The organism is Arthrobacter sp. StoSoilB5, assembly GCF_019977235.1.
Classification (GTDB): Bacteria; Actinomycetota; Actinomycetes; order Actinomycetales; family Micrococcaceae; genus Arthrobacter.
Genome location: NZ_AP024646.1, coordinates 3371262 through 3396994, shown reverse-complemented (window position 1 = coordinate 3396994; position 25733 = coordinate 3371262). Strand labels below are relative to the sequence as shown.

Here is a 25733-nt window from a genome sequence, read left to right as displayed (position 1 = left end):
CGGCGGATGGGTTGACCAGGCGGCCGCGCGTCACGCAAGTGGCTCGAGGAACGTCCGGGCTCCGCAGAGCAGGGTGGTGGGTAACGCCCACTCGGGGTAACCCGCAGGCCAGTGCCACAGAGAACAGACCGCCTGCGCTGGCCGATGCTTGCATCGGTAGGCAGCAGGTAAGGGTGAAACGGTGGTGTAAGAGACCACCAGCTCCCTGGGTGACCGGGGAGGCTAGGTAAACCCCACCCGGAGCAAGGCCAGACAGGACACGTTTGAGGGCTGCTCGCCCGAGTGTCCGGGTAGGCCGCTGGAGGGCGTCGGCAACGGCGTTCGTAGATGGATGGCCGCTACTCCCTCGCCGGTAACGGCAGGGGATGACAGAACCCGGCGTATCGGTCAACCCATCCACACATTTGCCACTGAGGTCACGGGCATTGTGACGTTCATTGTGACTGCCATGTGAGTGATTTCACGCCCCGGGGCGCCCAACAGTGCGTCCTTCCGCCTTAGACTTGTTATGAACGTGGATGTTCTGCCGCCGGGACTGCGTTCGCAGCCGGCGGTCTTTTCTTTGCAATCGTTCAAGGCGCTGTGGGTGGACCGAAGCCCGGCCAGTGCTTGTGCCGCAGGATTACTCCGGGCGGCCGCCATCTGCATACGAGGACGTATGTGGTTGACCCAAGGAAGGTAGTTCTGTGAGCCAGACGTCAGATTCTTGTCTTGATAAGTGGATGGGCCGGGAGGCTCTCGCCGAGGCCATGATTCCGGTGATCGGCCGGTTGTACCGGGAAAACAACGTGGTCACGAGCATCCACGGCCGGAGCCTGATCAACAAGTCGACCATGAACATCCTGAAGGCCCACCGCTTTGCGCGCCGGATGAGCAACACCGAGCTTCTGCTCGAAGAAACCGCACCCCTGTTGAACGCGCTTGCTGAGCTGGATCTCGGCGCGGCTGCCATCGACATTGCCCGTCTCACCGAGAAGTTCCGCGTCGAGGGCCACGGCACCTCGTTGGACGAGTTCCTCCGGGCCGAGCTTGCGGAAATCGTTGGAAAGCGCGGCGCTGATGACCGCACCAGCACCGACGTCGTGCTGTACGGCTTTGGCCGCATCGGCCGCCTCCTGGCCCGCATCCTGATTGAAAAGGCCGGTGGCGGGCATGGCCTGCGGCTGCGTGCCATCGTTGTCCGCAAGGGCGCCGAGAACGACCTCGTCAAGCGTGCCAGCCTCCTGCGCCGCGACTCCGTGCACGGTTCCTTTGAGGGAACCATCCGCGTGGACGAGGAAGCCAATACCATCACCGCCAACGGCGTTCAGGTCCAGGTTATCTACTCGGACAACCCCGCCACCGTGGACTACACCGCCTATGGCATCAAGGATGCCTTGGTAGTTGACAACACGGGACGCTGGCGCGATGCGGAGGGCCTGTCCCAGCACCTGCAGAGCAAGGGTGTTTCGCGCGTCCTGCTGACGGCTCCGGGCAAGGGCGACCTGAAGAACATCGTCCACGGAATCAACCAGTCCGACATTTCTGATGACGACAAGATCGTCACCGCTGCCTCGTGCACAACCAACGCCATTACTCCGGTGCTGAAGGCCATCAACGACAAGTTCGGCATCATCCACGGCCATGTCGAAACGGTGCACTCGTTCACGAACGACCAAAACCTGATCGACAACTTCCACAAGGGAGACCGCCGCGGCCGTTCGGCAGCGCTGAACATGGTTATTACGGAGACCGGTGCAGCCAAGGCAGTCGCCAAGGCGCTTCCGGAACTTCAGGGCAAGCTCACAGGTAACGCCATCCGCGTACCTACCCCGGATGTATCCATGGCGATCCTGAACCTCAACCTTGCCAACGGCACCACGCGCGATGAGGTTAACGACTACCTCCGCGAAATGTCGTTGCACTCGCCGTTGCGCAAGCAGATCGACTACATCGACTCCCCGGATGTTGTCTCCACCGACTTCGTTGGTTCCCGCCGCGCAGGCATCGTCGATGGCCTGGCCACTATTTCCAACGACAAGAACCTCGTGCTCTACGTCTGGTACGACAACGAATTCGGCTACTCCTGCCAGGTGATTCGTGTCATGGAGGAAATGGCCGGCGTCAACCCGCCGTCCTTCCCCGCCCGCGACATCGTCGCTCCCATTGCAGTGCTCGAGGCGGCCAACGCCTAAGCCTGGAAGTATTCACGGGTTTCCCGGCTGAGTTACTGGTATCAGCCGGGAAACCTGACCAAAATGGGGTTCATGGAAAATGAATCGACCTTGGAACACGAGACCACGCTGGAACACGCACTGGATGTAGCACGGGCCAACCACAAACAGGCCCAGAAACTACTGGACCAGGCCATCGCAGCAAATGCTGCAGGGGACGTCACCGACGAACGCGTCCAGCAATTGCGTACGCTGCTGGAAGTGGCTGCCGAAGACCTCAAACGCGTGATGCGTGAGCAGTAAACGGGGAATGTTCCCCACCCCTGCAGTGTGACTTCTCCTACACACTGTGGATATCGGCTCTGACTGTCGGTGCCTTGTCCTACGCTCGAAGGACACGACTCACACCGACTGGACGGAGCCCCTTGAGTATCACCTGGTCTGCCTACAAACGCGCGCGCAGACGATCACGCCAATCCTGGGCAATTATGGGATTAGCGGTCGCCACCCTGGTGGCGGGACTATCCTGGTTCTTCACCACCGGCCAGTTCAATGCGGCCGAGCCATGGGTCTCGGGTCCCAGTGATGCGCCGGTATTCAATCCCGCTTGGATGAAGCCCATTAGCGGCATCGAGGCCGTTCCGGCGGAGAAGGCAAGCGCCGCGCTGGAGGACTTGCAAGTCAAGGGACGGGCATCCCAGGAAGACTATGAGCGAACCGCGTTCGGCCAGGCGTGGCTGGATGCGGATCGAAACGGATGCGATACCAGGAACGACATCCTTCGCCGGGACCTTTCGTCCGTGGAGTTCACCAGCGGATCCTCATGCAAGGTTGCCACTGGGGAGTTTCAGGAACCCTACACAGGCGCCCACGTCACCTTCCGCCGGGGCCAGGACACCAGCGCCGACGTTCAGATTGACCATATTGTGGCCCTGGCTGACGCATGGCAGAAGGGTGCCAAGCAATTAACCGTGCAGCAGCGCCAGAGGTTGGCAAATGATCCGCTGAACCTTATTGCGGCTGATGGGCCCGAGAACGTGAAGAAGGGCGCAGGCGACGCCGCCACCTGGCTGCCGCCGAATAAGAACTTCCGGTGTCACTACGTGGCACGGCAGATCTCCGTCAAGGCGGCCTACAAGCTCTGGGTCACCCAGGCGGAGAAGGACGCCATGATGCGTGTCCTCTCTTCCTGCCCGGATCAGCAAACCATTTACAGGGCCAGGTGACCGTGTCCCAGTTGCCAGGTGCCGCCGTCGTCGATTCTCTCCAGGACGATGCGCTGAAGCGATGTTTCCCGGGGTAATTGGTCCAGGTTCTCGAGCCCCCGCTTCCGGAAGGTGAAATACACCGCATCCGATGGGGCATCCGTGCATCGATCCAGGGTGAAGCGGCGGGCGAAGGAGGCGATGTTGCTGTCCGGAAGCCGCTCAACAAGGTAAGGATCCAGCATCCAGGACTCACACGTGGCCATAGTGGCTGGCTTGTCCGGGAAATATTGGGAAAAGAAAGAGCGCGCCTCTTCGAAGCTGGCGTCAACCAGCTCGGGGGAGAGGCCGCCGTCCTCCGGAATGTGGACACCAAGGACCCAACCGGATCCGTGAGGGACGCTGGCCTCTGACCCGTCCTGGTGTTTGTTGCGGATCAGATGGAACTGCAACCGGCCCAGCCTGAACAGATTCCCTGCCATGTGCAACGTTAGCCAGCTCCAGGTGTCCAGCCCGAAACGTCCATGGACGCGGCGGTTGATGCGGAGCTGAAGCCCCATGTCTGCCAAGGTGGCCGCTGACACTTTAGCGTTGATTCCCAGTTCCAGATGGTACGCGTGGACCTTGGGCGCGAATCGGAGCAGGACTTCGATCCAGCTGATCTCGTCCAGCCGACCGGGAGGAATCCGGCCTGGAGGAACGCTGTCGGCCGGAAAGGTGCCAAGCCGTTGCTGCAGCAGCTCCATCGCCTCCCGAGCGTGGCCACTGGGATTTCTGTCCAAGAGTTCGGCGCATTCCACGGCGTCCTCGCCGGTAATGTCCAGGAGCTCGAACAATTCTGCATGGCGTGCTTGGTTCATCGGATCAATGTCCGAACGGGTCCGGGTCGACGCCAGGCATCCATGTCAATCCGGGAACTCCCCAACCGTTCTTCTTGGCCTGCTTCATTGCCTTCCTGGCATATCGGTCAACAAGGCGGTTGACGTAGAGCTTGCCGTCCAAATGGTCGTACTCGTGTTGCATGACTCGAGCGAACCAGCCCGTAGCTTCGAAGTCCACAGGGTTTCCATCACCGTCAAAGCCTTGGACGCGGGCCCACTCGGCGCGCTGCAGTGGGTAGTGCTCTCCGGGGAAGGACAGGCAGCCCTCAATGTGCTCTTCCGGGTCCGGGAGGGCTCCCGAGATCTTTGAGAGGGTCAGGACGGGGTTGACCAGAACGCCTTGCTCGGGGGCGTCGTCGTCATTGGCGTACTTATACACAAAGATGCGTTTCCCGACTCCCACCTGGGGTGCGGCGAGGCCCACTCCGTTCGCGGCATCATTGGTTTCGAACATGTCAGCTATGAGTTTTCGGAGATCGTCATCGAATACTTCGACTTCACTCGCCCGTCGGTGCAAAACGGGTTCGCCCCAAATGGTCACTGGCAGGACGGTCATGTCAGCTCTTCCTTAGTCGATCGCTGTGTTCCGGAAGCAACCCATAGGACTGCAGGCGGGCCAAAACAAAACAAAGGCCGCACCGGATAACCGGTGCGGCCTTTGTGGAAACCGGCTTCTAAGCCAATCTCGGCGGGGTGAGCGACGGGGGTTGAACCCGCGACCTCCTGGACCACAACCAGGCGCTCTGCCAACTGAGCTACGCCCACCATGTGCCTTTTTCGGTAAGTCCGTATGAACGGCATTCCGTGAAGGCAACGACAAATAGCTTACCTGTTGTTTTGGGGTGAAAAGACCACTTTTGCCGGTTTCGACGAAAAAACCTCCAAAAATGGCCCAGATCACATAGTTTCTGTTGAACCCAGGGTCTCAGCAGTGGCCGTGACGTCCTTGGAGATTCGCTGGGCGGTAGCGGTGTCGGGGCCCGGCGCTGGAACAAACACGGCCTGCCTGTAGTAGCGGAGTTCGTCGATGGAATCCTTGATATCCCCAAGTGCGCGGTGGCCGCCATGCTTGGCCGGCGACTGGAAGTATGCCCGGGGGAACCAACGGCGGGAGAGTTCCTTGATGGTACTGACATCGATGACGCGATAGTGGAGGTGCTCCACAATGTTCGGCATGTCCCTGGCCAGGAACATCCTGTCGGTGCCCACAGAGTTACCCCCCAATGGCGCCTTGCGGGGATCCGGAACCCATTTCTCGATGTACTCAAGCACCTGCGCCTCGGCTTCGGCCATCGTCTTGCCGTGGGGGAGCTCGTCAAGGAGCTTGGAGCGGGTATGCATGTCGCGAACGAAGTCGTTCATCTGCTCCAGCGCTTCGTCGTCGGGCTTGATGACGACGTCAACGCCATCGCCCAGGATGTTGAGCTCGGAGTCTGTCACCAGCGCCGCCACCTCGATCAGGGCGTCGTTCTTCAGGTCCAGGCCGGTCATTTCGCAGTCGATCCAGACGATGCGTTCATTAGTAATAGGCACGCGCCTAGCCTATCGTTCAGGCGGTTCCAAGTGCTCCGATGGTAGGATTTTTGAGCACGGCAGTGTCTTTTCTTCCTGTCGTGAACAGCCCCCAGAGAATCAGATTTTCTGTCCCGGAACGCACGGGTAAACGATTGGATGAAGACCACATGACGGTGCCTGTACCCGCCGCCCAGAAGGCAGGGAAAGAAGCGCCGCCTGCGGATGCGGCTGCCAGCGAAGTGGATAACGCCAAGTCCCCGCTGATCGCCGGTTTCATCGGTTCGATGTTTCTTGTCTTCGGCTCGCTGGGGGTTGGCTGGCTCGCGCCGGTGTCTGAACTTCGGCGGCTCCCGCTCTTCATCTGGATGCGCACCGAAGGCGTGGGCGTGGCATTGTCCATTGTCCTGTTGGCCGTTGGTGGCATGCTGCTTGTCCGGGCCTGGTTGCGCCTGGGACAGCGCGTCCGCGTATGGGGACTCCAAGCCCGCAAGGCCACGTTGCAGGCTGTGGTGGCCTGGGGACTGCCCATGATGTTCACCGTCCCGTTGTTCAGCAGGGATGTTTACGCCTACATCGGCCAAGGCAGACTCATGGTTGAGGGGATGAACCCCTACGAGAATGGGATTTCTGCCCTCCCGAACTACTTCCAATTGGGTGCCGACAAGATGTGGACGGAAGCACCCGTTCCGTACGGCCAGTTGTTCCTCTGGATCGAACAATTCGTCGTTTGGGTGACCAACGTCCAACCCGAGGCATGCATCATGCTCTTCAGGCTGGTGGCCGTGGCCGGTGTCATACTCTGCATCATCTTCGTGCCCAAGCTGGCAGAACTCCACGGCGTCAACCCACACCGCGCACTATGGCTGACAGCAGCCAACCCACTCTTCCTTACCAACTTCATTGCCAGTGTCCACAACGACGCCCTCATGATTGGACTGGCCCTCGCAGGCCTCTACTACTGCGCCACCCGCCGGGTCATCCGAGGACTGGTCCTGGTAACCCTCTCGATCTCGGTCAAGCCCATTACGGTGGTCTTCCTGCCGTTCATCGGGCTGCTCTGGGCCGGCAAGGGTGCCTCATGGCCGCGCAAGTTCCTCTACTGGTTCCTGACAGCCGCCCTGACGTTTGGTCTCCTGTACGCCATGAGCTTGGTCAATGGATTTGGGTTTGGATGGGTGAAGGGCCTGTCGGCCCCGGGAAGCGTCTGGATTTGGTACGCACCCATCGGCCTGATCGGCCTGGTCGTCGCCTCCATCTTCAACGTTTTTGGCCTCGATGGCTGGGGCATGGCCAAATGGGTTTACGACGCCGGCAAGGTGCTGATGGTGGGGGCCATCGCCTGGCAAGTGTTCCGGGGAGAGCACGATCGCCTGATGCGCCGTCTCACCTTGGCCTTTGCCGCGATTGTCCTGTTGGCTCCCATGATCCAGTCATGGTACGTGGTGTGGCTGATTCCTCTGTTTGCCGTAACCGGCATCCGCAACGACTGGCAGGTGAAGGCCGTCTACTTCGTGGTGTCGTTCTTCATGGTCTATGCCATCTCGGACCAACTGGATGTGTTCCCGTATCTTCAAAGTGAGGACCTCGGACTCGCCTTGACCCTGGCACGGAACGCGGCCGCCATCATCGCGCTTCTGTTTGCCGTTTACTTGATATTCGTGGATCCGAAGACAAAGAGTCTTTTCCGCAAACGCGACGAACCAGGTCTGCGCCCGATCATCTGAGATTGCGCGGCACTCAAGCGGATGACAGAAGCCTTACTGCTTCACGTGTGGACAACGGGCTGAGTGCTGGACCATTCTCCGCCGCGAAGGCCCTGACCCACTCCGGGTTCGTCTTGCTGTACTCCCGCAACGCCCATCCGATGGCCTTCCTGATGAAGAATTCCTTGTCGGCAAGGTTGGGTTTGATAACAGCCGCCAGCAGTCCTGGATCCGTTAGGGACTTGGCTGCCAATTGAGCAGTAATGGAAGCCCTACGGATCCACATGTCCTGGTCGGTGGACCATTGGAGTAACAGCGGTGTCATTGTGGACCTGTGTGCAAGGAGGAGGGCGCAGAGACGGTGGGACACGCCGTCGACGAGGTCCCACCAAGCCCCAGTGCGGATAATTTCCTCATAGACCGGCAGCATGTCAAGGTCTTCCTTGACCATAGGCAGGCCTGTCAACTCAATGGCTGCATAGCGTTCTTCGCGGGCCTCGGCATTGCGCCACATATCCAGGACAGCGTCGCGAAGACTCACGGGTGAAGACACGGGAAACTGCTTCGCTGCGACCTTGACGATCCTGCGCACCTCAGGCACCCGGATCCCCCAGGAGGGCATGTCCGACTTCATATAAGCCTGGGCGCCCCTGGCACGCTCAGCGTCCCCGGCGGAGCGAAGTGTTGACCGGATGGCCTCAAGCAGGTCCTTGTTGTCCATTCCCCAACTCTATGACCGGCTGTCTTGGGAAAAGGACCCAGGCCGGCCGTACCTCTCTGTTCTCCGCTTTGTTCTCCGCACTCGCAGCGACCTGCGCCGTAGAGTGGAATTAATCGCCAGCGGGTCCGGGAATGATCCCGAACGGCAAACTACCCCGCCCAGCAAAAATGGAGGAACCCCATGTCCATGGTGAAAACACCGGACCAGATCTCGATGATGCGCGAGGCCGGCAGGGTGGTGGCCCACGCCTTGGCAGCTGTCAAGGACCACGCGGACGTCGGTATTTCCCTCAAAGAACTGGACGAGCTTGCAGCCAGCGTGATTTCAGATGCGGGGGCCAGGCCGGCTTTCCTTAATTACCACCCACGGTGGGCCGCGGTCCCGTTTCCCGGCGTGATCTGTGCCAGCGTCAATGACGCCGTGGTGCATGGAATTCCGGATGGCTATGTTCTCCGGGATGGGGACCTCCTAAGTGTGGATTGCGGCGCCTTCCTTGAGGGCTGGTGTGGAGACGCGGCTGTCAGCTTCATCGTGGGCACTGCTGATCCGGTGGACCAGGCATTGATCGACGCCACAGATGCGGCACTCGCCCGCGGTATCGAAGCAGCCCGGGTGGGTAACAAAATGGGTGACCTCGCCTATGCAATCGGCGGCGAGGCTAAACGGGCTGGATATGGTTTGCTTGCCGACCACGGTGGTCACGGCATCGGCCGGACGATGCACGCCGAACCTCCCGTTCCCAACATGGGCAGGCCGGGCCGGGGCATCAAACTGGAGGAGGGTTTGGTTATCGCCATCGAACCCATGCTCATCCTGGGAGGCAAGGACGACTACTACCACGATGACGATGAGTGGACTCTGCGCTCAGCAAGCGGAAACAAGGCTGCTCACAGTGAGCACACCGTCGCTATCACCGCGGATGGACCCATGATCCTGACGTTGCCCTAGCGGCATCGATGACAGCTGACCCTGCTATGCGGGCTCCCCGTTGAGGCGAACTAGGGCGCGGTTGAGGCGAACTACGGCGCGCCCAGGAATGGGAGTTGAAACCACAGAGAACCCGCCTTCAATGAACAGCGAAACCGTGCCGTGATACAAATCGGATGGACCAGCCTTTGGCCGCAGGCTGGTGTCAATGGGATATGCCTCCAGAGTAGTAGCCCCGTTCTTGAAGGCATGGTTGACCGCTGCCCGGAGTAGCATCGCAGCAACACCTGATCGTCGATGGTCCCGTGAAACCACAAAACAGCTCACTGACCAGAGGGTTTCAACGTCAACGGGCGGCAGGTCCGCTGCCCGCAACAGCTGCGACCGTTCTATGCGGGGATAGTTTGCCCGTGGTTCCACTGCACACCAGCCGACCGGCTGGCCGCCCCGGAACGCCAGCACCCCCGGCTCAGGATCCTCGTCGAAACGTGCCCGCAGGAGTTCTTTGAGTTCGCTGGGTGCCGCAGACCTGAACTCCGTGCCGGGGAGGGCGAACCAGCGGCACCAGCACCGGGACGGCTCGCCCTTGACCCCGAACAATTCCTCCACTGCCTCCCAAGAAGCAGGAGCAGTCTCAAGCCGGTGAGCTGCTGTGTCGTGTGGCATGGACCCAGAATAAACTCCGCATGCGGTGCTGGCCCCACAAGTCTCTCCCGCAGTGCCATGCCGAAGTTCAAGCCCCGGCACCCACCAACTCACCTGTGGCTGTGTTTACCACCAGCGGACCGGCACCGTCCGGATCATCGACGTCCACCGTTTCTGTCTCATCCTCCGGGGGCGCCTGTTCGTTGTCGCCGGCCTCCCACTCAATACCCGCATGTCCAGGCTTCCCGGCGGCCTCGCTTGGCTGGTTACCATCAGCTGGAGCCGAGGTCCCGGTCATCCGGGTGAAGTTCGCAGAGCCCCACATGAGGTCGTGCCCCACTGATTCAGCGTCGATTTCTGCCACATGATATATCCGACCCTCGTGTTCCCACTGCCGTAGGCGTAGCTTTCCGATGACGATCACGCGTTGCCCCTTCTTCACGCTGCAGCCGACGTGGCCAGCCAAGTAGCGAAAGGATTGCACCGTATACCAGTTGGTGGTGCCGTCTATCCATGTATTGCTTGCCCGGTCATAGCGCCGTTCAGTTGTTCCAAGACGAAAAGAAGCCGTAGCGGTACCTCGCGTAGTGGTCGAACTCTTAACCTCTGAAGCTACGAAGCCTCGAAGAGTGATGGTGTCGTTCATGGTGGTCCTTCTCGATGTAGGAAAGTGCCCGTCCGGCCCTCTTAGCTTCATCCATGCAAACCAGGCAGGGGAGTGCGGTGTCTGCCTATGTGAATAACTCCGGCACGAAGGGTTGTTGTGGAGGAGAAGTATCCGTAGGCGTGGGCTGACAGGCTGCAGGCCGAATGCACTGTAAACTCTTTGTGGCGCCAGCGGCTTAGGCTGGTATTGGCGCAAGTGCGCCCCAGTAGCTCAGGGGATAGAGCAGCGGCCTTCTAATCCGCCGGTCGGGGGTTCGATTCCCTCCTGGGGCACAAGTGTGATGTAGCGGGACATCCTTTACGGATGTGTCGGGACATCATTGACACCCCCGGTCTTCGGACCGGGGGTGTTTTGTTTTTTCTGGTAGCCGCGGTCTGGGTTGATTGTGAACTCCGCGAGGACTTCACCGGTTCCGTGTTCGATGGTCAGGACGTGTTCTTCGTGGGCCGAGCAGGATCACTCGTTTGTGCTTGTGGAGTCGACCGATGCCCAGGTGGCGGAGGCGTCCGGCGTAGCGGAGTGAGACTTTCCCATCGGCATCGACTCGGTCGGTGCGGGTCCGCCAGTGGTCGCCTTGGATGGCGAGCTTCGGGGCGGCTTTGGGGGCGGCGTTGTAGGCGGTGGCCGGTGTGCGCCGGTTCAGGGCACGGTGCGGGCGTTCGTGGTTGTAGATCTGCCTGAACTTCGCGAGCTGGTCGTTCAGGCCGTCGAGGGTGTGGGCGCGAGGCTGCCCGGCAAGCCATTTTTTCAGGGTCTGGTGGAATCGCTCGATTTTGCCTTGGGTTTGGGGATGGCCTGGGTGGCCGTTCTTCTGCGTGATGCCGAGCGAAGCTATGAGGGTTTCGAAGGCGTTCCGGCCGCCCTTCCCGCCAGCCAGGCGGGTGGTGTAGACCATGCCGTTATCGGTCAGGGTTGAGGCCGGGAGCCCGTGTTCGCTGCCTGCGTCGAGGAACGCGTTGACCACGATGGGGCCGGTAACCCGGCGGTGGGCGGTGCAGTGCAGCAGGTAGCGGGAGTGGTCATCGAGGAAGTTCAGGATCTCGGTGTCGGTTCCGTCGGCCAGGGCCCAGTGGGTGAAGTCGGATTGCCAGGTCTCGTTGGGCTGGTGCGCTTCGAAGCGCCGCAGCGAGGAGCGGGGGCGCTTGTGGGGTTCCGGGGTGACGGTTCCGGCCTGGCGCAGGATTCTATGAATGGTGCTCGAGGCCGGCGGCCTGCACCCTTCCAGTTCAAGATGGCTGGCGATGGTTTCCGCGCCTGCGTCAAGGCCCTCGGCGGCGAGGCGCTGCCGCAGGGCAAGTACGCGGTCCCGGATGGCAGGGCTGGTCGCCTGTGGGCTGCGGCGGGGGCGCCTGGACCGGGGCGAGAGGCCCGCTTCGCCGGCCTCGGCGTGGCGGCGAAGGAGTTCGTGCACCCATTGCCGGCTGACGCCGTAGCGGCGGGCGGTTTCGGTTTTGGACATTCCGCCCTCAAGGACGGCCAGGACGATGACCTTGTTCTTCGACATGGCCCAGCCCATCAGGGCATGTGTCGTCTATGTCCCGCGACATGCCGGCAGTGTCGACGATGTCCCGCCACAGGCACTGTCAAGGATGTCCCGCCACATGTGTAAACGATGTCCTGAAATCACACACCTCCTGGGGCACAAGAAATCCCCCGGAACCCACATGGTTCCGGGGGATTTATTCTTTAGTCGTCTAACTTGTTGCCATGTGACTCAAGAAATTCCTTGAGGTTCTGAAGAACCATTCGCCAGGTCGCTGCGGAATGCTCCACTTCTTGTTCGCTCTTGTTGTTGCCCTGCGTAATCGTTACGGATGTCTCCTCGCCAGCATCGTCCAGCTGGTATGCAACGGTGTGATAGTTCTCGGGAGCATCGGGAAGTCCCGTTGACGGGCTGTAGTGGGTGGTTTTCAAGAGCTGCAGTGGTTCGAAGGCCAGGATGATGCCCTTGTCCTCGTATGCATTGCCGTTGTATTCGCCGGAGTACGTGATCGGATCGCCCACCCTCCAGGACGTTTCCACATTGGTTCCGAGAAAGTATTGCTTGATGAGGCCAGGATCCGTCAGGGCCTTCCACACGGCGTCGCGCGGGGCAGCTACGGTGATTGACGCCTCGGCGTTGGGGACTTTTCCTTCCATGGTTCCCTCCCTTCCGAGGCCCACCGGTACGGGTGGGCCACCACTTGGCCCACGCTACGCCCGTGCGCAGTCCATGGGAATGGCAGAATGGCACTGTGATGAGCAGGGGAACCAAGGCCGAGCAGCCCAGACATGCCAGCAACTTTCAGCTGAACGGAAAGGCCGCGGCGGCCTTCCTGGTGGTTGTCACTACGCTTGCACTGTCAGCATGCACCGCGTCGTCCCCCCAAGCACCCGCGGCTGGCGGCCCTTCTTCAAGCCCGGCATCCCAACCGGCCGGCGGGACGAGTATGGACCCTGCGGTAGCGGCCACGAGCACAGCTGTGGAGGCGGCGCTGAAGAGAATCGCGGCTGCCAACCCCAAGCCTGACACTGAATCGGTGCGGGCAGCCTTGGTATCTGCGGGCGTTCCCAAAGCCAACGTGGAAGTGTCCGTGGGCCGAACGCCCACAGGTCTTGATGTGGATGCCTTGGAAGCTGCCGCCCTGACCGGTGATAGTTGCATCATGGGTCAGATCCGGGATGGCGGTGTGGTGGTGAGCGTCCTGCCGGTACTTGCCACCGGAAAATGCTTCGTGGGGAGCGTTCGCTAACTGCGGCCGGCCGCACTGCCCCCCGGGAGCTGCTGGCGTCGCCCAATAGCACCGAATGTGAGATCTGTCCGCCTACCCACTAGATTTAAGGGCATGGCGGAATTCATTTACACGATGACCAAGGCTCGCAAGGCCGTTGGCGACAAACTTATTTTGGACGATGTCAGCATGTCGTTCTATCCTGGCGCGAAGATTGGCGTCGTAGGCCCGAACGGTGCTGGTAAGTCCACCATCCTGAAGATCATGGCGGGGCTGGACACTCCATCAAACGGCGAGGCCCGCCTGAGCCCCGGCTACACCGTGGGCATCCTCTTGCAGGAACCGCCGCTGAACGAGGAAAAGACCGTCCTTGGCAACGTCCAGGAAGGCGTTGGCGAGATCTACGGCAAGATCCAGCGTTTCAACGAGATCTCTGAAGAGATGGCCAACCCGGATGCGGACTACGACACACTCCTGGATGAGATGGGGAAGCTGCAGGAAGCCATTGACGCTGCCGATGCCTGGGATATCGATTCCCAGCTCGAACAGGCCATGGACGCATTGCGCTGCCCGCCCGCCGATTCCGATGTCACCGTCCTCTCTGGTGGTGAACGACGCCGCGTAGCGCTGTGCAAGCTTCTCCTCCAGAAGCCGGACCTCCTGCTCCTCGATGAGCCCACCAACCACTTGGACGCCGAGAGCGTACTTTGGCTCGAACAGCACCTCTCCCAGTACCCCGGTGCGGTCCTGGCCGTGACCCACGACCGTTACTTCCTGGACCACGTGGCTGAGTGGATCGCAGAAGTCGACCGCGGCCACCTCTACCCGTACGAAGGCAACTACTCCACATACCTGGAGAAAAAGAAGGCCCGCCTCGAGGTCCAGGGCAAGAAGGATGCGAAGCTGTCCAAGCGCCTGACCGAAGAACTTGAATGGGTGCGCTCCAACGCCAAGGGGCGCCAGACCAAGTCAAAGGCCCGCCTGGCCCGCTATGAAGAAATGGCTGCAGAGGCCGAGCGCACGCGAAAGCTGGACTTCGAAGAGATCCAGATTCCGCCTGGACCGCGCTTGGGTTCCGTGGTGATCGAGGCCAAGAACCTGAAGAAGGGCTTCGACGATCGAGTCCTGATCGAGGACCTCTCCTTCTCGCTGCCCCGCAACGGCATTGTTGGCGTTATTGGACCGAATGGCGTGGGCAAGTCCACCCTGTTCAAAACCATCGTTGGCATGGAGCCGCTGGACGATGGCGAGCTCAAGATCGGCGAGTCCGTGAAGATCTCCTACGTGGACCAGTCCCGTGGCGGCATCGATCCCAATAAATCCCTCTGGGAAGTTGTTTCGGAAGGCCATGACTATATCCAGGTCGGCCAGGTCGAAATGCCTTCGCGGGCTTACGTTTCGGCGTTCGGCTTCAAGGGACCGGACCAGCAGAAGAAGGCTGGCGTCCTCTCCGGTGGTGAGCGTAACCGCCTCAACCTGGCGCTGACCCTTAAGCAGGGTGGAAACCTTCTGCTCCTTGACGAACCAACCAACGACCTCGACGTCGAAACTCTGAGCAGCCTCGAAAACGCCCTGCTTGAGTTCCCTGGCTGCGCTGTGGTGGTCTCCCACGACCGTTGGTTCCTGGACCGCGTAGCAACCCACATCCTCGCCTATGAAGGTGACGACGAGAACCCCTCCAAGTGGTACTGGTTCGAGGGTAACTTCGACTCCTACGAGGAGAACAAGGTGGAGCGCCTGGGCCCCGATGCGGCCAAGCCGCACCGCGTGACGCACCGTCGCCTTACCCGCGACTAATCCAGTCGCCAAGACACAAACACAGAGGTCGGTCCCATCACGGACCGGCCTCTGCGCTTTAACGCTTCAACGCAAAGCAGCCTACGGAATCCGGACCATCCCCTCTTGTGCCACGGTTGCGACGTGAATGCCTTCGCGGTTGAATATGCGCCCGGTGGCCAGGCCGCGTGCGCCTTGGGCGCTGGGGGACTCCTGGACGTACAGCATCCACTCGTCCACCCGGACGGGCCGATGCCACCACATGGCGTGATCGAGGCTGGCGACGCTCATGCCCGGTGTCATCCACGCGAGGCCGTGTTTGCGGAGGATGGGTTCCAACAACGTGTAGTCGCTGGCGTAGGCCAACGCGGCCCTGTGCAGCTTGGGGTCGTCCGGCAAGGGGCCCATGGTTTTCATCCACACGGCGTTGGTGGCCACGTGCTCGGTTGGCGGTGATACGTAGAGCGCAGGATCGATGTGACGGACGTCGAACGGCCGCTCGGAGGACATGTGCCTGGCCAGAGGGTGATCGAATTGAGCCAGGAGATCTGCGGTGCTGGGCAAGGATTCGGGGTCCGGAATGCCTTGGGGCATGGCCGCTTGGTGATCCACGCCCTCATCTTCAACCTGGAACGAGGCAATCATGGAAAGGATGGGAACGCCGTCCTGGTAAGCATGGACGCGCCGTGCCGAGAAAGACCGACCGTCACGCAACCGTTCCACACCGAACGTGATGGGCTTATTGGCGTCACCGGGGCGCAGGAAGTAGCCGTGCATGGAGTGGGCCACGCGGTCCGGTTCCACGGTCCGCATGCCGGCCATCATGGATTGGGCTAAAACCTGGCCGCCGAAGACACGATGCCTGGGCTGTTTTTGGGACGGTCCAAGGAAGATGTCCTCATTGGTCCGGGCTCCGTCGAAGTCACCCAGGTCCAACAGGCTTATGAGCACTTCCGTGGGATCCTCTGTGGGTGCCTCAACCTCGAGGCCAGCGTTCGTGTCAGTCATGGTTCGACTCTAGACGGCCCCCCGAGCCCTCTCAACCGCGGACATGCCGGTAGAGTCGATGATGTGACAGACCTCTTGACCCAGTCCTTCCGCTTTGCCGATCCCCGCGACCTCGCTGACCTGAGGACGTACGTCACCCGTGCCAAGAGCATCGACGACGGCGCCATCCGACTGCAGGCCGCGGGCGAAGTGTTGGCCGCTTACGTGTGTGTGCTTAGGCCACGCATCCTTGGCGAGTCAACTCCCACAATCCTTGGTTTGCGCACCATGGCGCTGGCAGAACCGGCGCAGGCCGATGTCACGGTGACGCTCGCGTCCGTCATGGACCGTCTTGCCCGCTCCGGCGCCGAAGATGTCGAGTTGCCCATCCCGCCGTCGACGGTTTCGGAGTCATGGGCTGGCGTCGGCGCGCCACGGAGCGGTTGGGAAGCCTTGGGGATGGTGCCCGACGCCGATCTCAAGTCAGCGGCGGAAGCCGGAATTGCAGAGGTGGCTGGCGTTGTGCCCGCTACCGCCGGTGCTGCCGTTGTGAATACTGCCCGGGCCGCCGTGTGGGGACGGGCGCTGCCCGGCCTCCGTGACATGCCTGCTGGTGCGGCTTTCGCTGCCTTCGCCTTGGGGTTCCTCGGCGCAGGCGAGCAGCAGCTGTTCCGGAATGGACGGTGGTTCCGTCTGAGTGGTCCTCGTGGCCATGTCCTGGTCCGCACGGGCGCTGGCCTGGGTCTGGGCTTTTAGGCTCAGACTGCGGAGGGGCTGTTCACCATAGTTAGGGCAGCGCGTTCCATGTAATCCCAAAGCGTTCCCTCATGAAGGGGCGACAACCCCAGTGAGTCCACTGCTGTCCGCATATGGAAGAGCCAGCGGTCCTTCGCTTCGGGAGTGACGCGGAACGGCATGTGGCGCATCCGCAGGCGGGGGTGGCCGCGTTCCTCACTGTAGGTGGTGGGGCCACCCCAGTACTGCTCCAGGAACATGAGGAAGCGCCGCTTTGCCGGCTCCAGGTCTTCTTCCGGGTACATGGGACGTAGCAGGGGGTCCTGGGCAACGCCGTCGTAGAAGACGTCAATCAGCTTCACGAAGGTTTCGTGACCGCCCACGGCTGCGTAAAAACTGTCGGTGTAGGCAGGTTGGCTGAAGGGATCGTTTTGCATCAGCTGGCGTCGTTGACCAGCTTGGGGATTCGTTTCACTCACTTGCTTTCTCCTCAGCCTTCTCGGCGGCGCCGGTGGGGTCGGTGTCCGGCGACTCCAACGGAACGTAGTCTCCTTGCGAACGGTTGCCCACACGAAGGATTTCACCGTTTCGCAGATACCAGATGGCTCCGTCTTCAGCGCGCACCCGCGTGATGCGCAAGCCCACTGATTCAACGGTACCAATCACTTCGCTGGTGACGATCACATCGCCAATTCCGTACTGGTCTTCGATGGTGATGAAGATGCCGGCCAGGAAGTCACGGATCAGTTGTTGTGCGCCGAAACCAATCGCGACACCCAGAATTCCCACGCTCGTCAGCAGGGGTGCGACGTCCACGTTCATGTACTTGAGGACGTAGATAATCACGATCACTACAACGACGACGCTCACGAGGCTTGTCAGCAAGGTGCCGATGGTTTCGGCGCGCTGTGACCGGCGTTCATGGTCCAGTGCGCGGATGGCGGGTTGAACCCATTTGAAGTGTGGCTTCTTGAAGAAGGAACTGCCCGCAGACACTCGCCGCGTAATGCGCAGGATGATGAAACGCGCCACGATCCACACCACCAGGCCTACGCCCACGGTGATGAGGATCGAAACGACGTCGATTTTCTCCGGTTCTATGGTGATGGTTTCCGCCAGGGGGATGGAGATCAAGGTGGAATAGCTCCTTGTCGTCGGCCCGTGTTCGCCGGGCGCGGAACACTCTGTCCACCTCCAACCCTATCGCCGTAGCGTGACCGTATGCGCATCCTGGTCTTGGGCGGTACTGCCTTCCTGTCAGCTGAAGTCGCAAAGCAGGCGGTTGCCTTGGGGCATGACGTCACCTGTTTTGCCCGTGGGACCCAGGCGAACCCGCCCGACGGCGTTACCTGGGTCCGTGGCGACCGCAGCTTGGGTAGGGCGGCCTATGAGGATGTGAACGGCAGCTGGGACGCGGTTGTTGACGTGTCCCGGGATCCTGTGCAGGCGAGGGATGCCCTGGAAAGGTTGGGGCCGGGCGCACGACATTGGACCTTTGTGTCCAGTTGCTCGGTGTATGCCGATCATTCGGTTCCCGGTGCCGACGAGAGTGCACCACTTCTTGAACCCCTGCCTGAAGGTCAAGCGGGTACCCCGGAAACGTATGGCGAATCGAAGTCGGCGATCGAGCAAATGACACTCGCCTTGGTTGGGCATAAAGCCCACATTGTGCGGGCCGGGCTGATTGGAGGGCCAGGAGACGGCTCTGACCGTTACGGCTACTGGCCAGCACGCTTTGCCGCCAACTCCGAGCCGGTTATCGTGCCGGACATTCCAGATGATGCCACCCAGGTCATTGATGTCCGAGACCTCGCCACGTGGATCGTCCACGCGGCGGAGAAGGCATGGACGGGCACGTACAACGCCATGGGGGATGTGGTTCCGTTCAGTGAGTACATTGCGGAGTCACGCCGCATGGCCGCAGGTCCGGGGACGCAGCCAGGTGCAGAGGCAAGGCCTCTGTCGGCCCAAACCATCTGGGCTGAGGAAGACTGGCTGGTGGAGCATGGCGTCGACTACTGGGCGGGGCCGGACTCACTTCCCCTCTGGCTGCCATCGGACCATGACGGCTTCCAGGCGCGGACAAATCGAGCCGCGAAGGGGCTCGGTATGACACTGCGGCCCTGGCAGGAGACCCTGCGGGACGCCTTGGACTACGAGCGCAGCCTGGGGTTGGAAAGGGAGCGCAAGGCTGGCTTAAGCCGTGAAACCGAACGCAGGCTGGTGGGACTCCTCGGGAAACAACAGGCCTAAGGCGAGGTCACAGGCTCAGGCCGCTGCGGCCGTCGTGACTGGCTCGTGCAGCACGGGGAAGTTGACGCTGCGGGCGATGAAGCAAACTTGGTTGGCTTCGTGGTGAAGTTGCGGCATGAGGGCCGACTGCGAGGGGTCGCTGATGGTTACGTGCGGCCTCAGGGTCACGCTCTCGAATTGGCCGCTGCCGTCGCGGTTGAGCTTCATGAGGCCTTCCGCCTGGTCCTCGTAGGCCGTCACTACTACGCCATGCCGTACGGCCACGTGCAGGAAGGAGAGCATATGGCATTGGGACAAGGCGGCAAGCAGGAGTTGCTCGGGGTTGTAACGCGTCCGGTCGCCGTGGAACGTCGGATCAGAGGAGCCCTTCAGCGTGGGAAGGCCCGGGATTTCGACGTCGTGGTCACGTGAGTATCCCCTGTAATTTGCAGTGCCTTCGCCAAGGTTTCCGGTCCAGCGGACGGTCAGTGCGTAGTGGTGTTCGTTGAGGCCCATGCGGACAGTCTAGCCAGACGCCACTGACTGTCCGCAGGGGCATTTCAACCAAATCGGTCTAGATGTACTAACCCGGTTGGTTGGTGACGCGGCTGATGGGTGAGGCGCCTTTGAGTGCAGTGTGTGGCCTGCGTTGATTGTAGTGCTCGATGAAGCTCGGGTAGCAGGCTTGGCGTTCGGCTTCTGAGGTGTAGGTCTGGGCGTAAGCCCATTCTTCTAGAAGGATGCGGTTGAAGCGTTCTACTTTGCCGTTGGTCTGGGGCCGGTAGGGTCTGGTGCGTTTGTGTCGGATACCTGCCTCCGTCAAGGTCTGGGCAAAGAGTCGAGACCGGTAGCAGGAGCCGTTATCGGTGAGCACGCGCTGTATCTTCACCCCGTGGGCTGCGAACGCGGCGATCGCGTTACGCATGAAAGCGGCGGCGGTTTCCTTGGTCTCATCGGCGCGGATCTCTGAGTAGACGTAGCGGGAGTGGTCATCGACGGCATGGTGGATGAACGTGTACCCACGGCGCAGGCCTCTGTTCGTGCGGGCGCCTTCAGCCAGATTCCGGGCCCGGGAGTTCGCTTCCCCGGCCACCCGGCCAAGGCTCCTATGGCCGCCGCCATCGGGGATCCTGCCGAGCTTCTTCACATCGACGTGGATCATTTCCCCGGGCCAGGCGTATTCATAGCGGCGGGCGCGTTCTCGGCGGATCCTGATCCCGGTGGCACGGTCCGTGAAACGCAGGGGTGGGCAGTGATAGCGGTGCAGGATCCGATGGACCGTGGAGATGTTCAAGTGCAGGTGGTAAGCGATCCTGGCCGGTCCCCAGCGCTTGGACGTCCGAAGGCCCACGACGCGATGTTCTATCCGCACTGAGCTGCGGTGCGGGCAGCTCAGTGGTCGGCTGGGACGATCCAGCATGCCGGCTTCCCCGAACTCGACATAGCGTCCCGCCCAGCGGGCCGCGGTCGGCACGGAGACATTGAATCGTTCGGCGGCGCGGCGCAACGGCAAGTGAGCATCCACCACGCACCGGGCGAGTTTCAGACGACCGGCAGGGGTAAGGATCGCGTTAGAGTGGGACACGAGGACCTCCTGGATTGTGTAACTGCTCTCGACAAGCACCACACAACACCCGGAGGTCCTCTTATTGCGTCACATCAATCCCGTGTCACCAACCTGCCGGGACACTACATCTAGACGTCCGCGGCCCGTGCACGGAGCGCCCGCGCCACGCCGTCACGGTTTTCCAGCATCATGCGGCGCAACGCTGCACTGTCCTCCGGAAGGGATGCGAGGAATTCGTCCGTGCGGTCCACCGTGGCCTGGGTAGTGAGTTGCGCCGGGTAGAGGCCCACAACGATTTGCTGGGCCAGGGCGTGCGTGCGTTCCTTGACGATGCCCGGGACCGCTTCGAAGTACTTTTCCGCGTAAGGCTCCAGCAGGGCCGTGTCCGGCACCCGCATGAAGCCAGCCACCGCTGAGGCTTGGAGGGCGTTGGAGAGTTCGCCTTTGACCACAATGGAATCCCACGCTGCGGCTTTGGCCTGCGCTGTGGGTATTGCGGCCTTGGCCTGTGCTGCGGCGTTTTGGCCTGTGGAGGTGTTGTCCAGGGCGAGCTCCTGGTCGATGCGCTCCTGGCCCTGCCTGCCGCCAGCCACCAAGGCGGTCAGCAGCTCCCATCGCATGTCCTGGTCAACAGTGAGGCCTTCAAGGGTGTCGGTTCCGTCAAGCAGGGCTTGGATGCGGTCCAGTTGGTCTGCGCTGCGTGCAAGTTGCGCGAAGGACTTCGCGAACTGAAGTTGGGCGTCGGAGCCGGCTTCCACCGCCGAAGCGAGTTCCCAGAGCTTGTCTGCTGCCGCGATCGTAGCGTCCAGCTTGTGCTCGGCCGCTACATAGTAGGTCAGCGTTGTAGCCAGCTGCCGCAGTTGGACGAGGATCACCGAAGAGTCGGTTTCCTCTGCGATATTTGCCAGGATCAGTTCCACGTAGCCGCGGGCAGGAGTTTCCCCGTCGCGCGCTGCGTCCCATGCAGAACCCCAGACCAGCGTGCGTGGCAGGCTGGCTGCAAAATCCTTGAGATGCGCTTTGGCCGTGGCCAGCGAGTGCGCATCCAGGCGCACCTTGGCGTAGGCCAGGTCGTCATCGTTGAGCAGGATGAGGTCCGGGCGTGCGAGGCCTGTCAGGACGGGGACTTCGGTGCGGTGGCCCTCGACATCCAGCTCCTCGCGGTGCGTCCGCTCCAGCTTGCCCTCTTCGGAAAGGTTGTAGAAGCCCACTGCAAGGCGGTGTGGGCGCAGCGTGGGTTGTTCATCGATCGCCGTCTGCAGGATGCTGAACGCGGTGATGGTGCCGTCTTCCTCCACGTCCACCTCGGGAGCCAGGGTGTTTACGCCGGCGGTTTCCAGCCAGAGCTTGCCCCATACGTCCAGGTCACGGCCGCTTGCGGCTTCGAGTTCCACCATGAGATCAGCAAGTTCGGTGTTTTTCCATGCGTGCTTGGCGAAGTACGTGCGCACACCTGACATGAACTGTTCCGGTCCAACCCAAGCCACCAACTGCCGCAGCACGGAGGCGCCCTTGGCGTAGGTGATGCCGTCGAAATTGACTTCCACGTCTTCCAGGTTGTTGATTTCCGCGAAGATCGGGTGCGTGGTGGGCAGCTGGTCTTGGCGATAGGCCCACGACTTCTCCACGGAGGCAAACGTGGTCCAGGCCCGGTCGAAGGCGGTGTTTTCCACGGCAGCCAGGTGGGACATGTACTCGGCAAAAGACTCGTTGAGCCAGAGGTCGTTCCACCAGCGCATGGTCACCAGGTCCCCGAACCACATGTGCGCGAGTTCGTGCAGGACGGTGATGGCACGGCGTTCGATCTGTGCGCCTGCGACCTTGCCGCGGAAGATGTAGCCCTCCAGGATTGTCACCGCACCAGCGTTTTCCATCGCGCCCGCGTTGAACTCCGGTACGAACAGCTGATCGTACTTCTCAAACGGATACGGGCAGCCGAACTGCGCCTCGAAGAATTCGAAGCCCTGGCGGGTCAGCTCGAAGATGTTCTCCGCATCCAGGTACTGCATCAGCGATTTGCGGGCAAATACGCCAAGCGGAACCACCCTGCCGTCCGAACCAGTGACCTCCGAACGAACTGATTGATAGGGTCCGGCTATCAGCGCGGTGACATAGGAGGACAGACGCGGGGTGGGAGCGAATTCCCACACGGACCTGGCCCCGCCGTCCTCGCCGGCCGGAGCTTCAACAGGGACAGGCGTGGCAGAGTTGGAGACGACGTCCCAGTGCGAGGGAGCAGTGACGGTGAACGTGAAGCTGGCCTTCAGGTCCGGCTGTTCGAAGACAGCGAACATTCGCCGGGAATCCGGAACCTCGAACTGGGTGTAGAGGTAGACCTCCCCATCCACCGGATCCACGAAACGGTGCAGCCCCTCGCCGGTGTTCATGTAGCGTGCATCGGCGACGATCACGAGCTCATTGTCGGCAGCAAGGTTTGGAAGCTGGATTCGGACACCGTCGGATACCTCGGCCGGATCCAGTTCGGTGCCGTTCAGGGTAACGCTGTAAACGGTGTCGGTTACGGCGTCGATAAACGTCGAGGCTCCGGCCTTTGCCGAAAACTTCACCACGGTTGTGGACCCGAAGACCGAGGCTCCCTTGGTCAGATCCAAGGTGACGTTGTAGGACTCGACATTGAGTATTTCAGCGCGCTGCGCGGCTTCGTCGCGCGTCAGGTTAAGGCCTGGCAAGTGTGCCTCCAGAGGTTGGGGTGGCGGCCGGGGCAGGTCCGGTCGATGGTGTGAAGCCATTCTTTCACTCCAATCGCCGATCGCAAGGAGGTGCCACCACAGTGTCGTTCCTACGGAGTAGCGTTGGATCATGGGAACGTTCAGGGAGTCACTTGATATCCGCGCACTCAGGTTCGGGATGACATTTCCGTTGCTTCTGGCGATCGGTTTCGTCGTGTGTGCCCAGATGCTCCGGAACAGCCTTCCGGATCCGGTGGCCGTGATGTGGAACGCCGACGGCGGAACTTCCTTTGCGCCCTTCGGTGCCTACGTAACGGGCGGCGCAGCCCTGATCACCTTCTTCGGATGGGTGGCCTTCCTGCAGGCGGTGCCGATTTCCAGGCCCGTGGTGATGCGACGCGTCATGATGGGCCTTGGCCTGATGGTGAGCCTTTTCATCACTGCGGTACTGGCCGCCGGGCTGGTGGGGCAATCGGGACTCGGGGATGCCCGTGATTCCCATGTCGATCCGATTGTCCTTGCCATGGGCAGCGGTGCTGCGGTGTCCCTTGGTGTTGTCCTCATGTTCGCGTTCAAACCCGATCCCCGTTGGACGCGCGAAGACGACGAAGCTTTGGAGGCCGAACGCCTGCGCGCCGCGGATCCGGAAATAGCCCGCGATACCCTGCGCATGTGGGTCCATGCCCGCAGTTCAGTTTTCGTCATGATCATCGTGTCAGCACTGTTTCCAGCCGCACTGATAGCGATAGCAGTCCCATGGCTCGGAGCCTTGGTCGCCGCAGTGGCGCTTGTTGGTGCCGGGTTCCTTTTCGCCCGCGTCCGGGCGGACAGGGGAGGGCTGCAAGTCTTTGCCGGTGGCATACTACGGGTCCTGACCGTTCCCGCCGTCGATATTGCGGCAGCAGCTCCCGCTGAAGTGAAAGCTGCAGACTTTGGTGGTTGGGGCTGGCGGCACCATGACGACGCCACAGCGATGCTGGTAAGCAGCGGACCGGCCGTCGTCGTAAGGAAACTTAACGGAGGCAGGGTGGCGCTCAGTGCTGGTACTGCCGCTACCGCTGACAAACTCGCCGGTATCCTGAACCGGGCTGCCGAGCGGGCCCACCCCGGCGGACAGCCCCAGCAACCCGGGGCGCGGTAACCTAGGTAACGCATCCCACACCGCCGCGCCCGGCCAGGTGCCATACCGGCGCGCCAGAAAGAATGGACTTCCTGTGACTACACCCCGTGTCCACATCGCCACAGACCACGCCGGCATGGAACTCAGCGCCCACCTGGTCAGCCACCTCACCGCCAAGGGCTACGAGGTTGTGGACCACGGACCCAAGGAATATGACGCGCTGGATGATTACCCGTCCTTCTGCATCAACGCAGGAGTCGCAGTGGTGGCCGACCAGCAGGCAGGCGTGCATGCGCTGGGCATCGTTCTGGGCGGTTCCGGCAACGGTGAACAAATTGCCGCCAACAAGGTCAAGGGTGTGCGCGCCGCGCTGGCCTGGAACCTCTCTACCGCCAAACTGGCCCGTGAGCACAACGATGCCAATGTGGTGGCTGTCGGGGGTCGCCAGCACACGGTGGAAGAAGCAACCGAACTCATTGAAGCCTTCCTGCAGGAACCGTTCAGCAACGACGAACGCCACATCCGCCGAATCGGCAAGATTGCGGCCTACGAAACCACCGGCGAGATCGTCGAGTAGTGCCGGAGGGGCATTCCGTCCATAGGCTGGCCCGCCAATTCCACGATGTTTTTGGCGGCCGGCGTTTGGAAGTTTCCAGTCCGCAGGGAAGATTCACGGCCGGCGCAGATCTTCTGAATGGCCATGTGATGGTTGAAGCTGCTGCCCACGGGAAGCAGTTGTTCCTGCGCTTTGACCACGATCTTTTCCTGCACGTCCATCTGGGCCTGTACGGGGCTTGGAATTTCGGCGGGGACAGTTCGTTCAGCGGCGCTTCAAGCATCGGCGCTCCGCGCCGGATCGGTGAGCGGGAGACTGCTTCATCCGGCATTGACTTGGACTACGCAGGGCCGCCGGAACCTGTCGGCGCCGTCCGTGTGAGGCTGGTCTCTGACCACGGCTGGGCCGATCTTCGTGGCGCCACTACCTGCGCCGCTATTACGTCCCATGAAGCCGAAGCCGTACTGGCCCGGCTGGGGCCTGATCCGCTGCGCAACCGGCCGGGGGACAGGGACGAGTTCATCCGCCGGTTGCGTCGCCGTAGGACTGCTGTGGCCTTGCTTTTGATGGACCAGTCTGTGTTGGCTGGCGTGGGCAATATTTACCGCGCCGAGGTCCTCTTCCGTCAGGGAGTGGACCCTTGGACCCCTGGAAACACGATTGATGCAGCGACGGCAGGCAAATTGTGGGACGACGCCGTGCTGACCATGTCCGACGGCGTCCGCGACGGCCGGATTGTCACCACTCCGCCAGCGCTATGGACCGGTGACGGCGGCACAGCGCCCGACGCCGATGCCCACTTTGTCTATAAGCGCGAAGGACTGCCCTGCCGCGCTTGCGGGACGCTGGTGGGCATGGCCGAAATCGGTGCCCGCAAACTGTATTGGTGCCCTGGCTGCCAGTTGTAGCAGCTGCCCGTAGAAACAACGAAAGAGCCCCAAT

26 protein-coding genes, 2 tRNA genes and 1 other RNA gene are annotated in these 25733 nt (G+C 61.5%); 14 read left to right on the top strand and 15 right to left on the bottom strand.

Going from position 1 to position 25733, the window contains the following annotated elements; all coding sequences use genetic code 11:
* Nucleotides 1-7 precede the first annotated feature (7 nt).
* The 4 genes from rnpB (at nucleotide 8) to LDN75_RS15310 (ending at nucleotide 3379) form a co-directional block, all read left to right on the top strand.
* Nucleotides 8-399: RNase P RNA component class A (gene rnpB, locus LDN75_RS15325), an RNA gene on the top strand.
* Nucleotides 400-722: 323 nt separating this feature from the next.
* Nucleotides 723-2174, top strand: coding sequence for a glyceraldehyde-3-phosphate dehydrogenase (locus tag LDN75_RS15320; protein ID WP_263422401.1), 1452 nt, complete (start codon nucleotides 723-725; stop codon nucleotides 2172-2174).
* Between the two features lie 72 nt (nucleotides 2175-2246).
* Entirely contained in the window at nucleotides 2247-2456 is a 210-nt protein-coding gene (locus tag LDN75_RS15315) for a hypothetical protein (protein WP_223933199.1), read from the top strand.
* Between the two features lie 122 nt (nucleotides 2457-2578).
* Nucleotides 2579-3379 carry an HNH endonuclease family protein gene (locus tag LDN75_RS15310; protein WP_223933198.1) on the top strand — a complete coding sequence of 267 codons (801 nt, stop codon included), beginning with the start codon at nucleotides 2579-2581 and terminating at the stop codon, nucleotides 3377-3379.
* Here the strand turns inward: LDN75_RS15310 and LDN75_RS15305 are convergent.
* The 4 genes from LDN75_RS15305 to orn all read right to left on the bottom strand — a co-directional run bounded on the left by LDN75_RS15305 (nucleotide 3364) and on the right by orn (nucleotide 5730).
* A complete protein-coding gene (locus LDN75_RS15305) occupies nucleotides 3364-4218 on the bottom strand; it encodes an acyltransferase domain-containing protein (RefSeq protein ID WP_223933196.1) in 855 nt (284 codons plus the stop codon). The two genes, LDN75_RS15310 and LDN75_RS15305, sit on opposite strands and share 16 nt — an antisense overlap.
* A 4-nt stretch (nucleotides 4219-4222) precedes the next feature.
* Nucleotides 4223-4795: a peptide deformylase gene (gene def / locus LDN75_RS15300; protein WP_223933194.1), complete on the bottom strand. Its 573-nt coding sequence runs from the start codon at nucleotides 4793-4795 to the stop codon at nucleotides 4223-4225.
* Nucleotides 4796-4931: 136 nt separating this feature from the next.
* Nucleotides 4932-5004 (bottom strand) — tRNA-His (locus LDN75_RS15295).
* A gap of 132 nt (nucleotides 5005-5136) precedes the next feature.
* Nucleotides 5137-5730 carry an oligoribonuclease gene (gene orn, locus LDN75_RS15290; protein ID WP_263422400.1) on the bottom strand — a complete coding sequence of 198 codons (594 nt, stop codon included), beginning with the start codon at nucleotides 5728-5730 and terminating at the stop codon, nucleotides 5137-5139.
* 191 nt (nucleotides 5731-5921) lie between these two features.
* Between orn and mptB the strand changes: the two genes are divergently transcribed.
* A complete protein-coding gene (gene mptB / locus LDN75_RS15285) occupies nucleotides 5922-7478 on the top strand; it encodes a polyprenol phosphomannose-dependent alpha 1,6 mannosyltransferase MptB (RefSeq protein ID WP_223933190.1) in 1557 nt (518 codons plus the stop codon).
* Nucleotides 7479-7491: 13 nt separating this feature from the next.
* Here mptB and LDN75_RS15280 read toward each other — a convergent pair whose 3' ends face one another.
* Entirely contained in the window at nucleotides 7492-8178 is a 687-nt protein-coding gene (locus LDN75_RS15280; RefSeq protein ID WP_223933188.1) for a DNA alkylation repair protein, read from the bottom strand.
* A gap of 180 nt (nucleotides 8179-8358) precedes the next feature.
* On the opposite strand from LDN75_RS15280, the gene map reads away from it, so the two are divergent.
* Complete coding sequence (map, locus tag LDN75_RS15275) at nucleotides 8359-9126, top strand: type I methionyl aminopeptidase (RefSeq protein WP_223933186.1); 768 nt, start codon at nucleotides 8359-8361, stop codon at nucleotides 9124-9126.
* A 24-nt stretch (nucleotides 9127-9150) separates the two neighbouring features.
* Here the strand turns inward: map and LDN75_RS15270 are convergent, their stop codons facing one another.
* Nucleotides 9151-9771 carry a GNAT family N-acetyltransferase gene (locus LDN75_RS15270; protein WP_223933184.1) on the bottom strand — a complete coding sequence of 207 codons (621 nt, stop codon included), beginning with the start codon at nucleotides 9769-9771 and terminating at the stop codon, nucleotides 9151-9153.
* Between the two features lie 67 nt (nucleotides 9772-9838).
* The gene (locus tag LDN75_RS15265) at nucleotides 9839-10396 is read right to left on the bottom strand and encodes a single-stranded DNA-binding protein (RefSeq protein WP_223933181.1); all 558 of its coding nucleotides are present in this window, start codon (nucleotides 10394-10396) and stop codon (nucleotides 9839-9841) included.
* Between the two features lie 220 nt (nucleotides 10397-10616).
* Here LDN75_RS15265 and LDN75_RS15260 point away from each other — a divergent pair.
* A tRNA-Arg gene (locus LDN75_RS15260) sits at nucleotides 10617-10689 on the top strand.
* A gap of 131 nt (nucleotides 10690-10820) precedes the next feature.
* On the opposite strand, the gene LDN75_RS15255 is transcribed toward LDN75_RS15260, so the two are convergent.
* Both LDN75_RS15255 and LDN75_RS15250 read right to left on the bottom strand, forming a co-directional pair.
* Nucleotides 10821-11921 (bottom strand): IS481 family transposase, encoded by a 1101-nt coding sequence (locus tag LDN75_RS15255; protein ID WP_346347143.1) that lies wholly within the window; start codon nucleotides 11919-11921, stop codon nucleotides 10821-10823.
* Between the two features lie 182 nt (nucleotides 11922-12103).
* Nucleotides 12104-12556, bottom strand: coding sequence for an SRPBCC domain-containing protein (locus LDN75_RS15250; protein ID WP_223933179.1), 453 nt, complete (start codon nucleotides 12554-12556; stop codon nucleotides 12104-12106).
* A 98-nt stretch (nucleotides 12557-12654) separates the two neighbouring features.
* Between LDN75_RS15250 and LDN75_RS15245 the strand changes: the two genes are divergently transcribed.
* Both LDN75_RS15245 and ettA read left to right on the top strand, forming a co-directional pair.
* Entirely contained in the window at nucleotides 12655-13149 is a 495-nt protein-coding gene (locus LDN75_RS15245) for a hypothetical protein (RefSeq protein WP_223933177.1), read from the top strand.
* A 93-nt stretch (nucleotides 13150-13242) separates the two neighbouring features.
* Entirely contained in the window at nucleotides 13243-14925 is a 1683-nt protein-coding gene (ettA, locus tag LDN75_RS15240; protein WP_223933175.1) for an energy-dependent translational throttle protein EttA, read from the top strand.
* Between the two features lie 81 nt (nucleotides 14926-15006).
* Here ettA and LDN75_RS15235 read toward each other — a convergent pair whose 3' ends face one another.
* Nucleotides 15007-15912 (bottom strand): acyl-CoA thioesterase II, encoded by a 906-nt coding sequence (locus LDN75_RS15235; RefSeq protein WP_223933173.1) that lies wholly within the window; start codon nucleotides 15910-15912, stop codon nucleotides 15007-15009.
* A 63-nt stretch (nucleotides 15913-15975) separates the two neighbouring features.
* Between LDN75_RS15235 and LDN75_RS15230 the strand changes: the two genes are divergently transcribed.
* Nucleotides 15976-16647, top strand: a complete 672-nt coding sequence (locus tag LDN75_RS15230; protein ID WP_223933171.1) for a hypothetical protein — start codon at nucleotides 15976-15978, stop codon at nucleotides 16645-16647.
* 2 nt (nucleotides 16648-16649) lie between these two features.
* On the opposite strand, the gene LDN75_RS15225 is transcribed toward LDN75_RS15230, so the two are convergent.
* On the bottom strand, nucleotides 16650-17063 hold the full coding sequence (locus LDN75_RS15225) for a globin (RefSeq protein WP_223937596.1): 414 nt from the start codon (nucleotides 17061-17063) through the stop codon (nucleotides 16650-16652).
* A 34-nt stretch (nucleotides 17064-17097) separates the two neighbouring features.
* On the bottom strand, nucleotides 17098-17760 hold the full coding sequence (locus tag LDN75_RS15220) for a mechanosensitive ion channel domain-containing protein (protein WP_223933170.1): 663 nt from the start codon (nucleotides 17758-17760) through the stop codon (nucleotides 17098-17100).
* Nucleotides 17761-17847: 87 nt separating this feature from the next.
* Here LDN75_RS15220 and LDN75_RS15215 point away from each other — a divergent pair, with 87 nt between their 5' ends.
* Nucleotides 17848-18879 carry an NAD-dependent epimerase/dehydratase family protein gene (locus tag LDN75_RS15215; RefSeq protein ID WP_223933168.1) on the top strand — a complete coding sequence of 344 codons (1032 nt, stop codon included), beginning with the start codon at nucleotides 17848-17850 and terminating at the stop codon, nucleotides 18877-18879.
* Nucleotides 18880-18894: 15 nt separating this feature from the next.
* Here LDN75_RS15215 and LDN75_RS15210 read toward each other — a convergent pair whose 3' ends face one another.
* The 3 genes from LDN75_RS15210 to pepN all read right to left on the bottom strand — a co-directional run bounded on the left by LDN75_RS15210 (nucleotide 18895) and on the right by pepN (nucleotide 23115).
* On the bottom strand, nucleotides 18895-19374 hold the full coding sequence (locus tag LDN75_RS15210; RefSeq protein WP_223933166.1) for an OsmC family protein: 480 nt from the start codon (nucleotides 19372-19374) through the stop codon (nucleotides 18895-18897).
* Nucleotides 19375-19441: 67 nt separating this feature from the next.
* A complete protein-coding gene (locus tag LDN75_RS15205) occupies nucleotides 19442-20443 on the bottom strand; it encodes an IS481 family transposase (RefSeq protein ID WP_223933164.1) in 1002 nt (333 codons plus the stop codon).
* A gap of 110 nt (nucleotides 20444-20553) precedes the next feature.
* Nucleotides 20554-23115 carry an aminopeptidase N gene (gene pepN / locus LDN75_RS15200; protein ID WP_223933162.1) on the bottom strand — a complete coding sequence of 854 codons (2562 nt, stop codon included), beginning with the start codon at nucleotides 23113-23115 and terminating at the stop codon, nucleotides 20554-20556.
* Nucleotides 23116-23245: 130 nt separating this feature from the next.
* Between pepN and LDN75_RS15195 the strand changes: the two genes are divergently transcribed.
* The 3 genes from LDN75_RS15195 (at nucleotide 23246) to LDN75_RS15185 (ending at nucleotide 25699) form a co-directional block, all read left to right on the top strand.
* A complete protein-coding gene (locus LDN75_RS15195; protein WP_223933160.1) occupies nucleotides 23246-24256 on the top strand; it encodes a hypothetical protein in 1011 nt (336 codons plus the stop codon).
* Between the two features lie 115 nt (nucleotides 24257-24371).
* Entirely contained in the window at nucleotides 24372-24812 is a 441-nt protein-coding gene (locus LDN75_RS15190) for a ribose-5-phosphate isomerase (RefSeq protein ID WP_263422399.1), read from the top strand.
* Nucleotides 24812-25699, top strand: a complete 888-nt coding sequence (locus LDN75_RS15185; RefSeq protein ID WP_223933156.1) for a DNA-formamidopyrimidine glycosylase family protein — start codon at nucleotides 24812-24814, stop codon at nucleotides 25697-25699. The genes LDN75_RS15190 and LDN75_RS15185 overlap by 1 nt, the downstream gene beginning before the upstream one ends.
* Nucleotides 25700-25733 lie beyond the last annotated feature (34 nt).

Bases quoted from the DNA above. Each gene is read 5' to 3' on its own strand.
- ettA (WP_223933175.1), top strand. From the start codon at position 13,243: ATGGCGGAATTCATTTACACGATGACCAAGGCTCGCAAGGCCGTTGGC.
- LDN75_RS15255 (WP_346347143.1), bottom strand. From the start codon at position 11,921: ATGTCGAAGAACAAGGTCATCGTCCTGGCCGTCCTTGAGGGCGGAATG.
- map (WP_223933186.1), top strand. From the start codon at position 8,359: ATGTCCATGGTGAAAACACCGGACCAGATCTCGATGATGCGCGAGGCC.
- LDN75_RS15250 (WP_223933179.1), bottom strand. From the start codon at position 12,556: ATGGAAGGAAAAGTCCCCAACGCCGAGGCGTCAATCACCGTAGCTGCC.
- LDN75_RS15215 (WP_223933168.1), top strand. From the start codon at position 17,848: ATGCGCATCCTGGTCTTGGGCGGTACTGCCTTCCTGTCAGCTGAAGTC.
- def (WP_223933194.1), bottom strand. From the start codon at position 4,795: ATGACCGTCCTGCCAGTGACCATTTGGGGCGAACCCGTTTTGCACCGA.
- orn (WP_263422400.1), bottom strand. From the start codon at position 5,730: ATGACCGGCCTGGACCTGAAGAACGACGCCCTGATCGAGGTGGCGGCG.
- LDN75_RS15235 (WP_223933173.1), bottom strand. From the start codon at position 15,912: ATGACTGACACGAACGCTGGCCTCGAGGTTGAGGCACCCACAGAGGAT.
- LDN75_RS15305 (WP_223933196.1), bottom strand. From the start codon at position 4,218: ATGAACCAAGCACGCCATGCAGAATTGTTCGAGCTCCTGGACATTACC.
- LDN75_RS15225 (WP_223937596.1), bottom strand. From the start codon at position 17,063: ATGCAAAACGATCCCTTCAGCCAACCTGCCTACACCGACAGTTTTTAC.
- LDN75_RS15210 (WP_223933166.1), bottom strand. From the start codon at position 19,374: ATGGGCCTCAACGAACACCACTACGCACTGACCGTCCGCTGGACCGGA.
- LDN75_RS15190 (WP_263422399.1), top strand. From the start codon at position 24,372: ATGGAACTCAGCGCCCACCTGGTCAGCCACCTCACCGCCAAGGGCTAC.
- LDN75_RS15195 (WP_223933160.1), top strand. From the start codon at position 23,246: ATGGGAACGTTCAGGGAGTCACTTGATATCCGCGCACTCAGGTTCGGG.
- LDN75_RS15245 (WP_223933177.1), top strand. From the start codon at position 12,655: ATGAGCAGGGGAACCAAGGCCGAGCAGCCCAGACATGCCAGCAACTTT.
- LDN75_RS15280 (WP_223933188.1), bottom strand. From the start codon at position 8,178: ATGGACAACAAGGACCTGCTTGAGGCCATCCGGTCAACACTTCGCTCC.
- LDN75_RS15265 (WP_223933181.1), bottom strand. From the start codon at position 10,396: ATGAACGACACCATCACTCTTCGAGGCTTCGTAGCTTCAGAGGTTAAG.
- LDN75_RS15320 (WP_263422401.1), top strand. From the start codon at position 723: ATGGGCCGGGAGGCTCTCGCCGAGGCCATGATTCCGGTGATCGGCCGG.
- mptB (WP_223933190.1), top strand. From the start codon at position 5,922: ATGACGGTGCCTGTACCCGCCGCCCAGAAGGCAGGGAAAGAAGCGCCG.
- LDN75_RS15315 (WP_223933199.1), top strand. From the start codon at position 2,247: ATGGAAAATGAATCGACCTTGGAACACGAGACCACGCTGGAACACGCA.
- LDN75_RS15270 (WP_223933184.1), bottom strand. From the start codon at position 9,771: ATGCCACACGACACAGCAGCTCACCGGCTTGAGACTGCTCCTGCTTCT.